Annotated in this window: 11 protein-coding genes; 3 read left to right on the top strand and 8 right to left on the bottom strand. The window is 44.2% G+C overall.

Annotation, left to right across the window (positions count from 1 at the left end; genetic code table 11):
- A partial coding sequence (locus AB5026_RS17170) for a radical SAM protein (protein ID WP_368213990.1) occupies window positions 1-1,335 on the bottom strand: 1,335 nt, incomplete at its 3' end.
- A gap of 342 nt (window positions 1,336-1,677) precedes the next feature.
- Complete coding sequence (gene leuS, locus AB5026_RS17165) at window positions 1,678-4,095, bottom strand: leucine--tRNA ligase (RefSeq protein ID WP_022426495.1); 2,418 nt, start codon at window positions 4,093-4,095, stop codon at window positions 1,678-1,680.
- Window positions 4,096-4,348: 253 nt separating this feature from the next.
- Here leuS and AB5026_RS17160 point away from each other — a divergent pair, with 253 nt between their 5' ends.
- Entirely contained in the window at window positions 4,349-5,578 is a 1,230-nt protein-coding gene (locus AB5026_RS17160) for a dicarboxylate/amino acid:cation symporter (RefSeq protein ID WP_021652635.1), read from the top strand.
- Between the two features lie 217 nt (window positions 5,579-5,795).
- Here AB5026_RS17160 and AB5026_RS17155 read toward each other — a convergent pair whose 3' ends face one another.
- The 6 genes from AB5026_RS17155 to AB5026_RS17130 all read right to left on the bottom strand — a co-directional run bounded on the left by AB5026_RS17155 (window position 5,796) and on the right by AB5026_RS17130 (window position 13,994).
- Window positions 5,796-7,787: a TIM-barrel domain-containing protein gene (locus AB5026_RS17155; protein WP_173732716.1), complete on the bottom strand. Its 1,992-nt coding sequence runs from the start codon at window positions 7,785-7,787 to the stop codon at window positions 5,796-5,798.
- Window positions 7,788-7,801: 14 nt separating this feature from the next.
- Window positions 7,802-9,478 (bottom strand): alpha-glucosidase, encoded by a 1,677-nt coding sequence (locus AB5026_RS17150; protein ID WP_173732715.1) that lies wholly within the window; start codon window positions 9,476-9,478, stop codon window positions 7,802-7,804.
- 219 nt (window positions 9,479-9,697) lie between these two features.
- Window positions 9,698-10,705, bottom strand: coding sequence for a LacI family DNA-binding transcriptional regulator (locus AB5026_RS17145; RefSeq protein ID WP_021652638.1), 1,008 nt, complete (start codon window positions 10,703-10,705; stop codon window positions 9,698-9,700).
- Window positions 10,702-10,872, bottom strand: coding sequence for a hypothetical protein (locus tag AB5026_RS17140; RefSeq protein ID WP_015525206.1), 171 nt, complete (start codon window positions 10,870-10,872; stop codon window positions 10,702-10,704). The genes AB5026_RS17145 and AB5026_RS17140 overlap by 4 nt, the downstream gene beginning before the upstream one ends.
- A 159-nt stretch (window positions 10,873-11,031) precedes the next feature.
- On the bottom strand, window positions 11,032-13,122 hold the full coding sequence (locus AB5026_RS17135; RefSeq protein WP_173732714.1) for an elongation factor G: 2,091 nt from the start codon (window positions 13,120-13,122) through the stop codon (window positions 11,032-11,034).
- 149 nt (window positions 13,123-13,271) lie between these two features.
- Window positions 13,272-13,994 carry a phosphatase gene (locus tag AB5026_RS17130; protein WP_015525208.1) on the bottom strand — a complete coding sequence of 241 codons (723 nt, stop codon included), beginning with the start codon at window positions 13,992-13,994 and terminating at the stop codon, window positions 13,272-13,274.
- Window positions 13,995-14,314: 320 nt separating this feature from the next.
- Between AB5026_RS17130 and AB5026_RS17125 the strand changes: the two genes are divergently transcribed.
- Together AB5026_RS17125 and AB5026_RS17120 are read left to right on the top strand one after the other, a co-directional pair.
- Window positions 14,315-15,406: a prephenate dehydrogenase gene (locus tag AB5026_RS17125; protein ID WP_015525209.1), complete on the top strand. Its 1,092-nt coding sequence runs from the start codon at window positions 14,315-14,317 to the stop codon at window positions 15,404-15,406.
- A 71-nt stretch (window positions 15,407-15,477) separates the two neighbouring features.
- Window positions 15,478-16,351, top strand: an 874-nt coding sequence (locus AB5026_RS17120) for a 3-phosphoshikimate 1-carboxyvinyltransferase (RefSeq protein ID WP_368213986.1), incomplete at its 3' end; no start/stop codon positions are given.

Genomic DNA, 16,351 nt, shown 5'->3' with positions numbered 1-16,351 from the left:
CTCCTGGTCTTCCTTCCACATTTCCTCTGCTACCGGCTTCCAGTTTTCAGCATACCGGTCACATTTCGCACAGAGATGCTCTGCACTCTCCGGTGACTGAAGATCTGTGGAATGTGCTCCGGATTTTTCTACCATTTCTCTCAGCTTCTGCGGATTTTCAAGCATCGGGCATGGACGGTACATATTGTCATTAAACGGCTGTCCGTCATGATATGCCATCATCATCGGAGACTGCAGTGCTTCCAGAAGTGTTTTCTCGCGGATATTGGAATCAGAATAATGGATAAACACACATGGATCGATATCGCCGTTTGCATTGATATGCAGATAGCGACGGCCGCCTGCAATACATCCTCCCACAAACTCTGCATCATTCTGGAAATCCATGGCAAACAACGGCTTTGTTGCACGGTATTTACGGATACGCTCATAGGTTTCTCTTCTCTGTGCAGGAGTAGGAAGCAGCTCCGGTGCTGCATCATTTCCAACCGGCATATAATGGAAATACCAGATAAAGTACGCTCCAAGATCGATCAGGCTGTCGTAAAATGCCTCTGATGTGATAGACTCGAAATTTGCACTCGTATAACATGCAGAGATACCAAATACAAGCTTCTTCTCTCTGAGAAGATTGATGGCCTTGATAACCTTCTGGTATACACCATTTCCTCTTCTGCCATCTGTTGCAGTCTCAAATCCTTCCAGTGAAATTGCAGGAACAAAGTTTCCTACCCGAAGCATATCATTTGCAAAATCCTCATCGATCAGTGTTGCATTTGTGAAGGAAAGGAAGATACAGTCATTATGTTTCTCGCAAAGACGGATCAGATCCTTTTTTCTTACAAGTGGCTCTCCGCCTGTGTAAATATACATATAAACGCCAAGCTCCTTACCCTGGCGGATGATGTCATCGATCTCATCGTAGGTGAGGTTCAGCTTGTTTCCATACTCTGCTGCCCAGCATCCTGTACAGTGCAGGTTACATGCACTTGTTGGGTCAAGAAGGATTGCCCACGGGATATTACAGCCATATTTCTCACGGCATTCATCCTGTTTCTTCCAGCCTGCAAGATTTGCATTGATAAAGAAGTTTGCAACCAGAGTTTTCATAACATGCGGATCAATATCAGTTACCAATCTATGAATAAACGGATAATACGGATGTTCCGGATTAGAAATGGCTGCGCGGATCATTGCTCTCTGTGTAGGAAATCCACCACCGGAAAATTTATCTGCCCAGTCCATGATCTTGATAAAATTCTTATCCGGATCTTTATAAACATAATTGAATGCCTGTTCAAGTCCGAATTTCTTAAGTGTGTTCATTGCGCTCATACTATCTCTCCTTATTTCTCTCAATGTAAATATGCAATCTAGCTAAACGGACATCTTCATTCCGTCACACTGCATTTCGAGTACCAAAGCTTTCTTACTATCTTTGCCTGACTCATGGTGTTACTGTACGTTTTTTCCATTTGAATAACAATAGACAATATAATTGGCATGACCAAAAACTAGGCAAATCTGTTAAAATGCCTAAATATTATTGGCATTTATTCTAAATAACATTAGTTATTTTTGTGCATACTTACTTCACGATGTTTATCCATATAAAAAACACCCTGGCAAAGGCAGAAATATCTTCCGCCCTGCTTCGGGTGTTTTTGATTTATCTTATTACTTTACTACGATATTGATGATCTTCTTCGGTACGTAAATCTCTTTGATGATATTTCCGGAAATCTTATCTGCAACTGCCTTCTTTCCTTCGGCAATCGCATCTTCTTTGGAGATTTCTGCCGGAATACTGATAACAGCCTTGGTCTTGCCGTTGATCTGAACCGGAACCTCGATCTCATCATCCTTCATAAGCTCCTCATCGTGAGCCGGCCACTGTGCATGGAAAACGGAATCCTCATGACCAAGCTTCTCCCAGATCTCCTCTGCAATATGAGGAACAAATGGCGCAAGAAGAATGGTAACTGTCTCGATGGTTTCTTTGTCAACAGCGCCGTCGTTCTGCTTTGCGATAGCGATCAGCTTGTTTGTGTATTCCATAAATCCGGATACTACCGTATTCAAGCTGAAGGCCTCAAGTCTGCTGGTGATATCGTATACCATCTTATGACGGGTCTTCTCCATCTCTTTGGTCGCCGGGATATCTTTCTCAATGCTGTCAAGAGCCAGATTCCAGAAACGTTTCAGGAATCTGGATACACCATCGATTCCTCTGTCATCCCATTCTGCATCCAGTTCCGGCGGTCCTACGAACAGCTCATACATACGTAAGGAATCACATCCGTAATCATTTACAAGATCATCCGGTGAAATAACATTTCCTTTGGATTTACTCATCTTGATTCCGTTTTTACCTGTGATCATACCCTGGTTGAACAGCTTGACAAACGGCTCATCGAAATCAATAGCTCCGATATCATACAGGAACTTGGTGTAGAATCTGGAGTACAGAAGATGAAGAACAGCATGCTCTACACCACCGATATACATATCTACCGGCAGATATTTATCAGCTTTCTCTTTGGAAACCAGTTCTTTATTATTCTTATTATCTACATAACGGAGGAAATACCAGGAAGATCCTGCCCACTGAGGCATGGTGTTTGTCTCACGTTTTGCAGGAGCACCACAGCATGGGCATGTGGTATTTACCCACTCGTCAATAGCTGCAAGCGGTGACTCTCCGGTTCCTGTCGGCTGGTAGCTTTCTACCTCCGGAAGTCTTAACGGAAGCTGATCCTCCGGTACCGGTACCGCACCGCATTTCGGGCAGTGTACGATCGGGATCGGCTCACCCCAGTAACGCTGACGGGAAAATACCCAGTCTCTCAGTTTGTAGTTGACAGTCTTACGTCCGATACCCAGCTTCTCGATGATATGCGGTGCTTCCTTCTTCAGTACGGAAGATTCCATTCCGTTCCACTCACCGGAGTTGATCATGGTTCCGGAAGCCTCTGTGTAAGCTTCTGTCATATTCTGAATTTCTTTACCATCTTTTGCGATAACCTGGATAATCGGAATATCGAATTTCTTTGCGAACTCAAAGTCACGGTCATCATGAGCAGGTACACACATGATAGCACCTGTACCATAATCAGCAAGTACATAGTCAGAAAGCCAGATTGGAAGCTTCTCGCCGTTCAGCGGATTGATCGCATAAGTACCTGTGAACACACCGGTCTTCTCTTTATCCTGAAGACGGTCTACATTGGATTTCATGGAAGCATCAAAGATATATTTCTCTACAGCCTCTCTTGTCTCGTCTGTTGCAAGAGATTTTGCAAGAGCATGCTCCGGTGCAAGTACCATGAATGTTGCTCCATGAAGAGTATCCGGTCTTGTTGTATAGACCGTGATCTTCTCTTCTCTTCCCTCAACCGGGAAATCGACCTCTGCGCCGTAGGATTTGCCGATCCAGTCTGTCTGCATCTTTTTAACCTTCTCCGGCCAGTCCAGTTTATCCAGATCACTTAAAAGTCTGTCTGCATATTTTGTGATGCGGAGCATCCACTGACGGAGGTTCTTTTTGGTAACCGGAGTGCCACAACGCTCGCAGCATCCGTTTACAACCTCTTCATTTGCAAGACCTGTCTTACAGGAAGGGCACCAGTTGATCGGGAACTCCTTCTCATATGCAAGCCCCTCTTTGAACATTTTTACAAAGATCCACTGTGTCCATTTATAGAATTCCGGATCTGTTGTGTTAACCTCCATATCCCAGTCATAGATCGCTGCGATATCGTTGATCTGACGTTTGATATTTTTAATGTTTGCTGCTGTAGATACTGCCGGATGAACACCCATCTTGATGGCATAGTTCTCAGCCGGGAGACCAAAAGCGTCCCATCCCATCGGATGGATCAGGTAATAACCCTGGAGCATTTTATAGCGGCTCCATACATCAGAGATCACATAGCCTCTCCAGTGTCCTACATGAAGACCGTTTCCGGACGGATACGGGAACATATCCAGACAGTAGTATTTCGGTTTCTTGCCATCATTGACATTTACCGGCTTTTTCTCCCAGTTTGTGCGCCATTTCGCTTCGATGGCTCTATGGTTATAAGGTGCAGCCATTTTTTTATTCCTCCTGACAAATTACTCAGTATTAATACTTTAATGCTTTCACACACTGCTATTAATTTTAACTACTTATGATGTATTTGTCAAACAAAAATCCAAAAACAGCCCTTTTCCATCAAAATATACATGAACCTGCAATCCTGGCCTGGTTTAGTTGACGCTTCTTTTTTCACATGATATAATTTCCTGCATGTATTTTCCTATATTATACATACCATACATATTTATCTTAGGAGGGAACACATAAATGAAATCTTTTTATTCCTGGTACCGGAAGCATATTACCGGTGCGATCTTTACAGGACTGATCCTGGGTATCCTCACAGGACTTTTCCTGGCCGGACGGTTTGAACCTGTCCTCACTGTGACCAGTCTGATCGGAAGTATCTACATGAACGCCCTGAACATGATGATCTTTCCCATGGTCTTCTGTTCCATTGTCATTGGAATCTGTTCCATCGGAAACGCACGTACTACCGGCAAGATCACTGCAGCATCCATGATCTATTTTCTCTGCACAACGGCACTTGCCAGCCTGTGCGGACTGATCATCCCGAGACTGATCCATCTCGGAAAGGGAGTCAAATTTGAGATGGCAACAGCCGATATCCAGGCTACAGAAATGAGCAGTATCCTTGACACCCTGAAAAACCTGATCCCTTCCAACCCAATCGCCGCATTTGCTGACGGAAACATGCTCCAGGTTCTGGTGTTTGCCCTGATCATCGGTTTCACACTGATCGCAGTCGGTGAAAAAGGAACTCCATTCCTGAATCTGATTGATTCCATCAATGAAGTATGCCTGAAGATCATCACAACCATCATGTACTTTACACCCATCGGTGTTTTCTGTACCATCGTACCGGTTGTGGAAGCCAACGGAACTGAAACGATCATTTCCCTTGCAACACAGCTTGTCATTCTGTATGTGGCATTCTTTGGCTTCGCTATTGTAGTGTACGGTCTCTCTGTAAAGCTGATCGGCAAACAGAGTCCGCTGAAATTCCTGAAAGCGATCCTGCCAGCAGCACTGAACGCCTTCGGAACCTGCTCAAGCTCCGCAACCATTCCATTAAGCAAGCAGTGTATGGAAGAAGAAATGGGCGTATCCAACCAGATCACCAGCATCGCCATTCCTCTTGGTGCTACCGTTAATATGGATGCTGTATCTATCCTGATGTCCTTTATGATCATGTTCTTTGCAAACGCCTGCGGGATCCATGTAAGTATTCCTCTTATGATCATTATCCTTCTTGCAAACGTACTGCTTTCCGTTGGTACTCCAGGTGTTCCCGGTGGTGCTATCGCATCTTTCGCAGCACTGGCAACTATGGCCGGACTTCCTGCCGGAGTTCTTGGTGTTTATATCAGCATCAATACCCTCTGTGATATGGGCGCCACCTGTGTCAATGTTATCGGTGACATGGCATGCTGCTCTGTACTGAAAAATGTTATCCAGATTGAGGAAGAAGCATAAACAAATCTTTTTGAAGTGTTATTTAAACAGAATGCGAATTACTTTACATAAAATATTTTATGTAAAGCAGCAGTAGCAAAAGCCGTAAGATATATGTTTAAGAAACTTTCACATATACTTACGGCTTTTCTGTTTATCAACTGTTCACATCCTGCATTCTTTATACTGTTTAACGTAAATGATGTAACACAGAAATTTATATTTCATTTTGCTGACTTTATTTTTTCAGAACACGGTAATTTTCTTCTCTGTCGTAATCCTTATGGACCCCATCGTCCTCATATAAGGTATACTCCGCACCTTCATATCCGAGAAGCTGCATATTTTTTGTATCCAGAGCTGCCACACATTCCGCTGCTTCTGCAACCGGAATACATTTTCCCTTCCGGATAAACAACGGAATCTCATTCAGTGCCACCTCTACATAATGAACACCCTTTTCAAGGATCTCCTCTGCAATGGTTCCATCCGGAAGGAATTTCACAAACTTCATCTCCTCCGGAAGATATACATAACGGCCTCTTGCGTTCTGTTCATAAACCGGAGCGATCATGATCTCATTTCCAAGGAGCAGCTGGTCTTCCACATGTACAGCAATCTTATCCTCCGGATAAACAAAGCCCAACGGCCGGAAATACATATCATCGTTCAGAGCCGCCTTCATATATTCACTGTAAAGATATGGAATAAGACGATATCTTACACCGATCACATGACGGAAATCTTCCACATTTTCAAACTGGTAGCATTCCTGCTCTCTGGTACCGATCGCTGTATGATCACGCATCAGCGGTGTGAATACTCCAAGTGCCAGGAAACGAAGCAGCAGTTCTCTTGTTGTATCAGCGCCAAATCCACCCAGATCTGCTCCTGCATACAGGAAACCACACATATTCAGAGAGGGCATCATCTTCAGGTTCAAAAGGATATGAGCCCACCAGGATTTATTATCGCCGGTCCAGATCCCACCATAACGATGCATACCAATATAGGATGATCTGGAGAACATCAGAAAACGTTTTTCCGGATCGATCCGCTCAAAAGCCTCCCCTGCTGCTCGGGTCATATTGTAGCCAAACAGGTTATGGACTTTGTCATGGCGGATCTTTCTGCCATCCACATTATGGTAAAATCTCCGATAATCTTCCGGATTGTTTGCAACATTGCGAAGTGCACTCTGCATCTTCCAGATATGGATCTTTCCTTCCGTATCTTTTGCAAATTCTCCTGCAAGCTCTTTGACCTCTTTCATTCCCTCTGTGGAATAGAAGATCGCCGGCTCATTCATATCGTTCCAGAAACCGTCGATTCCCTTCTCGATCAGGAAACGGTATTTGTCACCGAACCATTTTCTGGCATCTTTGTTCAATACATCCGGAAAATGAGTATCCCCCGGCCATACAGCAGCTACAAAATCACTGCCGTCCTCTCTCTGGCAGAAGTAGCGGTTTTTGACACCCTCCTCATAAACATCGTATCCCGGCTCTACCTTGACGCCGGCATCGATGATCGGAATCAGACGGATATCCTGATCCTTCAGTTCCTTTACGAATTCCGGAAAATCCTGAAAATTCTCTTCACTTAATGTAAAGTCCTTATAAGACTGCATATAATCAATATCCATATAGATCATATCAATAGGAATATGATTTTCACGATATCCAGCTGCAACCTTCCGGAAATCCTCTTTTGTAGTATAGCCCCATCTGCTCTGGCCAAATCCAAAGGCAAATTTCGGCGGGATATAGCTTCTTCCGATCACATGACGGAACTGCTTTACAATATCATAGGGACTCTCCCCTTCGATCACATAAAGCTTCAGGTCTGCATTTTCGCAGGTTACCTTCATGGTATCCATTCTGGTATAGCCAATGTCAAAGGTGATCGCTGCCGGATAGTCAAAAAACATTCCAAAGGTTTCTTTTCCGGACACAATGATAAGATTATGTGCACCGTACAGGGAATGTTTATCCTCTGTATGCTCCGGATCATCGGTACAGTTACTGGTGTAAATGAATCCTCTCTTGTTGATACCGCGGTTGGATTCTCCCAATCCGTAGACGATATCATCTTCATCCATGATATAAGTAAAAGAAAATCCATCTTCTGCACAGATTTCTCCATATCCTGGCTTTCCTTCTGCTGTCTCAATGTTTTCTGTCAGTGCCTCAGTCTCAAAGGGCTCTCCATATACATATTTTTTTATCATTTTTCCCTCTCCTGTTACAGATTTCTGTAAAGAACAAATGCCTCATAAGGTTTCAGGACCACTTTCTTTCCAAAATCCTTTCTTCCAAGATTTGTGATCAGACATTCTGCATTTTTCTGAAATTCTTCCGGAATTTCCATTTCTGCCACATGCTCACTGAAATTGCAGACTGTGAGAAGCTTCTCTCCCTCAAGGGTTCTGGTATATGCAAAAATCTGATCATGATCTCTGTAAAGTGCCTCAAAAGTGCCGTAAACGATCACCGGTTTTTCTTTTCTTAAACGGATCAGCTTCTGATAATAATGGAAAATAGAATTAGGATCTGAAAGCTGCTGCTTCGCATTGATCTCCTTATAATTGGAGTTTACCCTGATCCATGGCGTTCCCTCCGTAAAGCCGGCCTGATGAGAATCCTCCCACTGCATTGGTGTTCTGGCATTGTCACGTCCTCTCAGCATCAGGCACTTCATCATATATTCCGGTGTATAAATACCTGCTTCTGTATATTCATGGAAATACTGAATACTCTCGATATCACGATAATCCTTAAGCTCTGTAAAATAAGCATTGGTCATTCCAAGCTCTTCTCCCTGATAAACATAAGGAGTTCCCTGCATCATATGAAGACAGGTTGCCAGCATCTTGGCTGAAGTTTCCCTGTATGCCGGATTATCATTTCCAAATCTGGAAACACTTCTTGGCTGGTCATGATTTCCAAGAAACAGACTGTTCCATGCTTTTCCCGCAAGCTCTTCCTGCCATTTGATCATAACCTTTTTAAATTCCTGGAAATCGTATTTCTCGGTAGTCCATTTACCATGGTCTGATCCCTGATCCTCTACATGCTCAAACTGAAACACCATGTTCAGCTCATTCCTGTCCTCACCTGCATATTTCTGTGCCTCTTCGATAGTCACACCGGAGGTTTCTCCAACTGTCATCACATCGTATCGGGATAAAACCTCTCTGTTCATTTCCTGAAGAAACTCATGGACCCTCGGGCCATGGACGCAGTAAGGACCAAAATCACCGTATAATCCTCCATTCATTTCTCCATCCGGATATGACTGATCCTTGGAGATCATGCTGATCACGTCCATTCGGAAACCGTCGATTCCTTTTTCACACCAGAAATTCATCATATCGTAAACTTCCTGACGAACCTTTTCATTTTCCCAGTTCAGATCCGGCTGTTTTCTTGAAAACAGGTGAAGATAATACATCTCTGTCTGAGGATCATACTCCCATGCAGGTCCTCCGAACGCACTTCCCCAGTTATTCGGTTCTTTTCCATTCACCGGCTCTCTCCAGATATAGTAATCCCTGTAAGGATTATCTTTGGATTTCCTACTTTCAATAAACCAGTTATGTTCATCGGAAGTATGGTTTACGACCAGATCCATGAGGATCTTAATGCCCCGTTTATGCGCTTCTTCAAGAAGCTTTTCATAATCCTCCATGGTTCCATATTCTTTATAGATCCTGCGGTAATCGGAAATATCATAGCCATTGTCATCCTGCGGAGATTCCAGCATGGGTGAGATCCAGAGAACATTTACTCCCAGTTCTTTCAGATAGTCCAGTTTTTCTATGATCCCGGGAATATCACCAATTCCGTCTCCGTTGCTGTCCTTAAAACTTCTCGGGTAAATCTGATATACCACGCTTTCTTTCCACCAGTTTTTTTTCATGGTAAATGGCCTCCTTTTTCTGTTGATTCTGAAATCAGCATATCCTATCCACCATTTAAAATCAACAGGTTTCTCGTGAAACTTAAATTACTGCCAAACTTTTCTGTTTTTTTTATGCAGTTTTAACAATAAAGCACTACTGGCCTCTAAAAATAATTTCCAACCGTATTTCGATGATGTGCCAGGAAAAGTCATCACAACATAAAAAAAGAGATCCTGCTACTCTTTTACAGAATCTCTCTTTACAAGCCAGACAGGGCTTTTTACATTTTTTTCGGCAGGTTCCTTTCCCTCTGCCATAAGAAGCAGCTTCCGCAAGGCCAGAACTGCTTTCTGATGAACATCCTGATGAATGGTGGTCAGCTTTGGCCTGACGATCTGCGCATAAAAATTATCATCAAAGCCGGTAATGGAAATCTGATCCGGAATCCGGATTCCCCTGTCTGTAAAAAAATTGATAGCCTCCACAGCTGTGTAATCCGAAGAAAATGCCAGAGCCTTTGTCTCCAGAAAATGAGGCAGCAGCTCTTCATATTTTTTCAGTCTGCGCCGGGGTTCCTGGGGAACCACCACATAGCGGGAGCGGCTGCAGAAGCCGCCATTTTTTTCCATAGCCTGTTTGAATCCAAGCCATCTGGCATAATCACTGTCCTGCTCCGTTTCCGCAACAAAAAGTGCCCGGTGGTATCCACAGGAATGCAGATATTCCCCGATCTGATATCCACCGGAATAATCATCCACTCCTACATTCTGAAAGCTATATCCACCCTTCGGATAGGCATCGATCAATACCATTTTTTTATTCAGCTTTCTGGAAAGCTGATGATACTGTTCTTCATTATACCCTATAATGATAAGACCCTCTACATTCCAACGGGATGCCATATCTACCACATTATCGATCCGTTCACCGCCAATGAGCATAATATAATAGCCTCTGTTTTCTGCTTCGACCTGCAGCGTTCCGGTAATCTCTCCCACAAAAGAATCCTGCAGAGACTGCATACCATGAATGAAGGAAAAACCAAGAACCACTCCAATGATCCTTGAGCCGTGTCCGGATAGCATCACAGATCCCATGTGGGGAACATAATTCTGCTCCTTCAGGATCGCCGTGATCCGGTCAATAGTGCTCTGTGAAACCCGTTTTGTATTTCCATTGATCACATTGGATACGGTTGTACGACTAACACCTGCCATATCCGCGATATCCTGCAGCCTTATCATTTCATTGAATACTGCATCAGCTCATAATGAAGCTCACAGCCCTCATAGATTTCTGCCGGAAGTAATGCTCTGGCAACCACTTTCAGTTCCTCCTCCGGCTGATCCACACGCTTCAAATGTGCATAATCCCCGTCAATCTGTTCCACGATATAATCACATACTAACATTTTTTGTCCTCTCTCTTTTCTTTTTTGCTCATACTTCAATAACCTGTATGAGCGCAATTCGTTTCTCTGACTGCTTATTCACGAATGCATCTAAAAACAGGCTACAGCAAATGCTGCAGCCTGTCAACTCTTTATTCTGCCCTCAAAAAATATCTCTGTTTATTCGTCAGCACTGTCAACCTTGCTTGCGCGTGCCGCGATCTCTTTCTCCTGGATATCATTAGGAGCCTGCTCATAGCGTGCAAATTCATAGGAGAAATCTCCGCTTCCACCGGTCATGGAACGAAGAACAGTGGAATAACCATAGATTTCAAGAAGCGGAACATCTGCCTCAATGATGGTATTTCCTTCGTGGTCCGGATTCATTCCGAGAACACGACCACGTCTCTTGTTCAGATCTCCCATAATATCACCGGTATATTTATCCGGAACTGTAACCTTCATGGAGATGATCGGCTCAAGAAGTACAGGAGACGCTTCCATAAAGCCCTTCTTGAAGGCAAGGATAGTTGCCATCTTAAATGCCATCTCAGAAGAATCTACCGGATGATAAGATCCATCGTAAAGGGTTGCCTTCACACCAACAACCGGATATGCAGCCAGAGGTCCCTTGAGAACACATTCCTGAAGTCCCTTCTCAACAGCCGGGAAGTAGTTCTTCGGAACTGCACCACCTACAACTACCTGCTCAAATACATAAGGTGTCTCCAGATCGCCAGATGGCTCAAAGCGCATCTTAACGTGGCCATACTGTCCGTGTCCGCCAGACTGTTTCTTATGTTTGCCTTCTACATCTGAATTCTTACGGAGTGTTTCACGGAACGGAACCTTCGGTTTGGAAAGCTCCACATCCACTTTATAGCGCTCCTTCAGCTTGCTGACAACGATATCAAGATGCTGATCACCCATACCGTAGATCAGGCTCTGACGGTTTGCACTGTCATTGACAACCTTCAGTGTTCTGTCCTCTGTCATCATCTTGGCAAGGGACTGTGCGATCTTATCCTCGTCGCCTTTTTTCACTGCCTTAAATCTCTTATATGTATATGGTGTGGAAAGTATAGCCTTTGGATAAAGGATCGGATTCGCCTTGGTTGCAAGGCTGTCACCGGTCTGTACACTGCCAAGCTTGGCAATGGCACCGATATCCCCTGCAAAAAGCTCCGGAACTTCGATCGGTTTGGAACCTTCCATGACATAAAGCTTGTTTACACGCTCCTCTGTTCCTTTCTCTACATTAAGAAGTGTATCATCGGATTTCAGCACACCGGAGCATACCTTGATCAGAGAATATTTACCAAGGAACGGATCCGCGATGGTCTTAAATACATAGGCGGATTTTGCCTTGGCAAAGTCATAATTGGCCTCAAAGATCTCGTTAGTCTTCTGTGCGATACCATTGCAGGAACGTCCGCTTGGGCTTGGGAAATAACCACAGATATCATCTAAAAGGTTAGATACACCGCGAAGGTTCACCGGTGATCCCATGCATACCGGAACAATACTTCCATCCTGTACATTGGTTGCAATAGCGGCGGAAACCTCTGCTACGGAGAAGGTATCTCCCTCGAAATAACGGTCCATAAATTCTTCGCTTGTCTCTGCAACAGACTCCATCAGAGTTTCATGATATTTCTCAAGATATTCTGTCAGATAATCCGGAACCGGGCATTCTTCCTTGCCGGCCTTATCAATATATCTTCTTCCTGCCTGCTTCACAACATTGACATAACCTACAAACTTACCATCCTCACGGATCGGGAAATGAAGGGGAGCGATCCTCTTACCGTACAGCTCTGTCAGCTCTTCCACGACCTCACGATAGCTGACATCATCCACGTCCATATCTGTAACAAAGATCATTCGCGGAAGCTTATATTTCTCGCAGAGATTCCATGCTTTCTGTGTTCCTACCTGAACACCGGCCTTACCGGAAACAACGATGATCGCTGCATCTGCAGCACTGACTGCCTCCTCAACTTCTCCCACAAAATCGAAGTATCCGGGAGTATCCAGTACATTTACCTTCATCTTATCCCATGGTACCGGGATCAGAGAAGTTGTGATGGAAAAATGTCTCTTTATTTCTTCCTTGTCATAATCGCTGACAGTATTGCCATCCTCAACACGTCCGAGTCTGCTGGTCATACCTGCCAGATAAGCCATTGCCTCAGCCAGCGTTGTTTTGCCTGCGCCACCATGACCTAATAGGACTACATTTCTGATTCGGTCTGTTCTGAAAACGTCCATATGTAATACCTCCCTGTTTGTCTTACTTAATATGTTCACATTTTACTAAATTTCCATGCAAATTTCAAGTATTTTATTCAATTTTGACAACTTTTTTTCAGAAAGTTTTTCGTATTACCGTCAATTAATACAGAACAGTCGTCTATCTTTCAGAATTTCCGGTTTACATACTTTTTCACGGCATCCACAGAACGGTTCAGTACCAGCTCTTCCGGAAAATCCAGTTTAGTCAGAAGGTCTCTGGCAAGATCAAATTCCCCGATCAGAAGATCAAAATGGGCATCACTGTCCATAACCACAGGTACCCGATATTTTTTGCAGTATTCCAGCATGATGGTATCATTCTCTACTGCATTCTCACGGTTACAGTCAGGGTCCATGGAGTGATTGTTCAGCTCCAGGACTTTACCGTATTCTCTGGCGCCCTGTACAAGCGCCTCATAGTCAACCTCGTATCTTCCGTCATCCGGATGTCCGATGATATTGACACACGGATTCTTCATAGCATTAAGATAGGCCTCCGTATTCTCCTGTCTGCTGCCTGGTCTGATGCATGGAACATGAAGACTTGCAATGACCACGTCCAGCTTCTCCAGGGTTTTCTGCTCAAGATCTACCGTTCCCGCCGCATCCAGGATATTTACCTCCGAACCCAGAAGCAGCTGGATCCCGTACATTTCACGGGGTACTACCTTTATATTCTGGAAATAAAACTTATGACAGGTTCCGGGCATTTTCGGTGCATGCTCTGTGATTCCCAGGAGTTCAAGACCTTTATCGGAAGCAGCCCTGGCCATCTCGCGAAGTGTGCAGTATGCATGTCCGCTGGCTACGGTATGTGTGTGAAGATCCATAACTGACTGATATTTCATGATAAATTCTCCTCTGTATCTTATATTGTTTTTTTCTTATTATATTATACGTCCGAAATCTCCGATTTCTCAAGCCTTTTTCTATTGTTACTGTTCACTCCGTTCTCAGCAACACGCTTCGCGGAATATTACCAATGAACAGTAACTTTCTATTACTCTTCCCTGTTCGCAAAACATTACCGGTAAACAGCTACAAAAATGGCCTTCCTGTTTCCGCTAACATTTGTTGACATTTTTCACACTTTCTTTTACAATATAGTCGTGATTTACACTATTAAAGAATAAAAGTAAAAAGTAACCTGAAAGGACTCTGAAGTACTATGAAAACCATAGGTTTTATCGGCCTTGGACTGATCGGCGGCTCCATTGCCAGAACCATACGAAAATTTCACCCGGATTATCGCCTGCTTGCCTTTGACAAAGACAGAAGTGCTCTGGCAGAGGCAGTCAGTTTAAACGTGATCAACGGGATCTGTGATATTGACGATGAGCAGTTATATAACTGTGATTATCTTTTTCTCTGTGCACCTGTAGAATTTAATGTGGAATACATGGAAAAGATCAAAGATTCTCTTGGAAAGAACTGTATCCTCACAGATGTAGGCAGTGTAAAAAGCGTTATCCACGAAAAAGTAACCGAGCTCGGACTTGAAGGACGCTTCATCGGCGGTCATCCTATGGCAGGCTCCGAACGCAGCGGTTTTTCCAATTCCAGTGATCATCTTCTGGAAAATGCTTATTATATCATCACTCCGGGAGGAGAAGTTGCTTTGGAAAAGATTTCTGATTTCACAGAACTGATCTCCTCTCTTGGTGCGATCCCCCTTGTTATCACTGCAGAAGAACATGATTTCATCACGGCAGGAGTCAGCCACCTTCCTCATATCGTAGCCTCCGCTCTTGTAAATCTTGTAAATCTTCTGGATAACGACGCCCAGTATATGAAAATGATCGCAGCCGGCGGTTTCCGTGATATCACACGTATTGCCTCTTCTTCACCGGTTATGTGGGAACAGATCTGTCTGGAAAATCAGAAAAACATTTCCACGGTTCTGGATGAATTTATCCGTATGCTGATCCAGATCCGCTGTTCCATTGACAACAAAGAAGCTGACAACATCTTTGACATGTTTGCAAGCTCCAAGGATTACCGTGACTCCATTGACATTGTAGACAACAGCCTGATTCCCCGCTCCTATGTCCTTTATATCGATGTGGCAGATGAGGCCGGTGCCATTGCAACCATCGCAACCATCCTTGCAACAGAAAAGGTCAGCATCAAAAATATCGGTATTATCCACAACCGAGAATTTGAAGATGGCGTTCTGAAGATCGAATTTTATACAGACGCAGCTCTGGAGCAGGCTAAAGTGCTTCTTACAAAACGTAATTACAAGATCTGCGAACGCTGATATATAAACGGCAGCAGATATCCGATCTGCTGCTATGAATTTTAAAAATAACAATACAGGCAGGTACTAATATGGAAATCAAAAAAGCAAAAAAATTATCCGGCTCTCTTGCCATTCCCGGAGATAAATCCATTTCTCACAGAGCTGTCATGTTCGGCTCTCTTGCAGAAGGCACTACCCGGATTACAAATTTTCTGGAGGGTGCAGACTGTCTCTCCACTATTTCCTGTTTCCGGAAAATGGGCATTAACATTGAAAATACAGAAGGAGAGATCCTGGTCCACGGAAAAGGTCTCCATGGTCTCAGTGCTCCGTCAGAGACTCTTAACGTCGGCAACAGTGGCACCACCACCCGCCTCATCTCCGGGATCCTTGCAGGACAGGACTTTGTATCAGAGCTTACCGGCGATGCTTCCATCCAGAAACGCCCTATGAAACGGATCATGACTCCGCTTTCCCAAATGGGTGCCGATATCGTAAGTCTCAACGGAAACGGATGTGCACCGCTTAAGATCTCCGGAAAAAAGCTCCATGCCATCCACTACAATTCTCCGGTAGCATCTGCCCAGGTAAAATCCTGCGTACTTCTTGCCGGAATGTACTCTGACGGCATTACCCGTGTAACAGAGCCGGTCCTTTCCAGAAATCACACGGAGATCATGCTGAGTTACTTTGGCGCCAATGTAACCGCAGAGGGAACAACAGCATCCATCAAACCGGACCCATCTCTTTACGGACGTGAGATCCTGGTTCCGGGAGATATCTCTTCTGCAGCTTATTTTATTGCAGCAGGTCTTCTTGTTCCCAACAGTGAGATCCTTCTGAAAAATGTGGGGATCAATCCGACCCGTGACGGCATCCTCCGTGTATGCAGGGCCATGGGAGCAGATATCACTCTTCTCAATGAAACCACAGAGGGCGAACCTACTGCCGATCTTCTGATCC

It is taken from the genome of Blautia sp. RTP21359st1_E11_RTP21359_211015, from assembly GCF_040910705.1.
In the GTDB taxonomy this organism is placed as follows: Bacteria; Bacillota; Clostridia; order Lachnospirales; family Lachnospiraceae; genus Blautia_A; species Blautia_A fusiformis.
Note: the sequence above shows the minus strand (reverse complement) of the source record. Positions and strands in the feature narration are given on the sequence as shown.

What these genes read in the sequence shown, in the direction of transcription:
- AB5026_RS17140 (WP_015525206.1), bottom strand. Translation starts at nt 10,872, where the DNA reads ATGTTAGTATGTGATTATATCGTGGAACAGATTGACGGGGATTATGCA.
- AB5026_RS17125 (WP_015525209.1), top strand. Translation starts at nt 14,315, where the DNA reads ATGAAAACCATAGGTTTTATCGGCCTTGGACTGATCGGCGGCTCCATT.
- AB5026_RS17145 (WP_021652638.1), bottom strand. Translation starts at nt 10,705, where the DNA reads ATGATAAGGCTGCAGGATATCGCGGATATGGCAGGTGTTAGTCGTACA.
- AB5026_RS17135 (WP_173732714.1), bottom strand. Translation starts at nt 13,122, where the DNA reads ATGGACGTTTTCAGAACAGACCGAATCAGAAATGTAGTCCTATTAGGT.
- AB5026_RS17150 (WP_173732715.1), bottom strand. Translation starts at nt 9,478, where the DNA reads ATGAAAAAAAACTGGTGGAAAGAAAGCGTGGTATATCAGATTTACCCG.
- AB5026_RS17160 (WP_021652635.1), top strand. Translation starts at nt 4,349, where the DNA reads ATGAAATCTTTTTATTCCTGGTACCGGAAGCATATTACCGGTGCGATC.
- AB5026_RS17155 (WP_173732716.1), bottom strand. Translation starts at nt 7,787, where the DNA reads ATGATAAAAAAATATGTATATGGAGAGCCCTTTGAGACTGAGGCACTG.
- leuS (WP_022426495.1), bottom strand. Translation starts at nt 4,095, where the DNA reads ATGGCTGCACCTTATAACCATAGAGCCATCGAAGCGAAATGGCGCACA.
- AB5026_RS17130 (WP_015525208.1), bottom strand. Translation starts at nt 13,994, where the DNA reads ATGAAATATCAGTCAGTTATGGATCTTCACACACATACCGTAGCCAGC.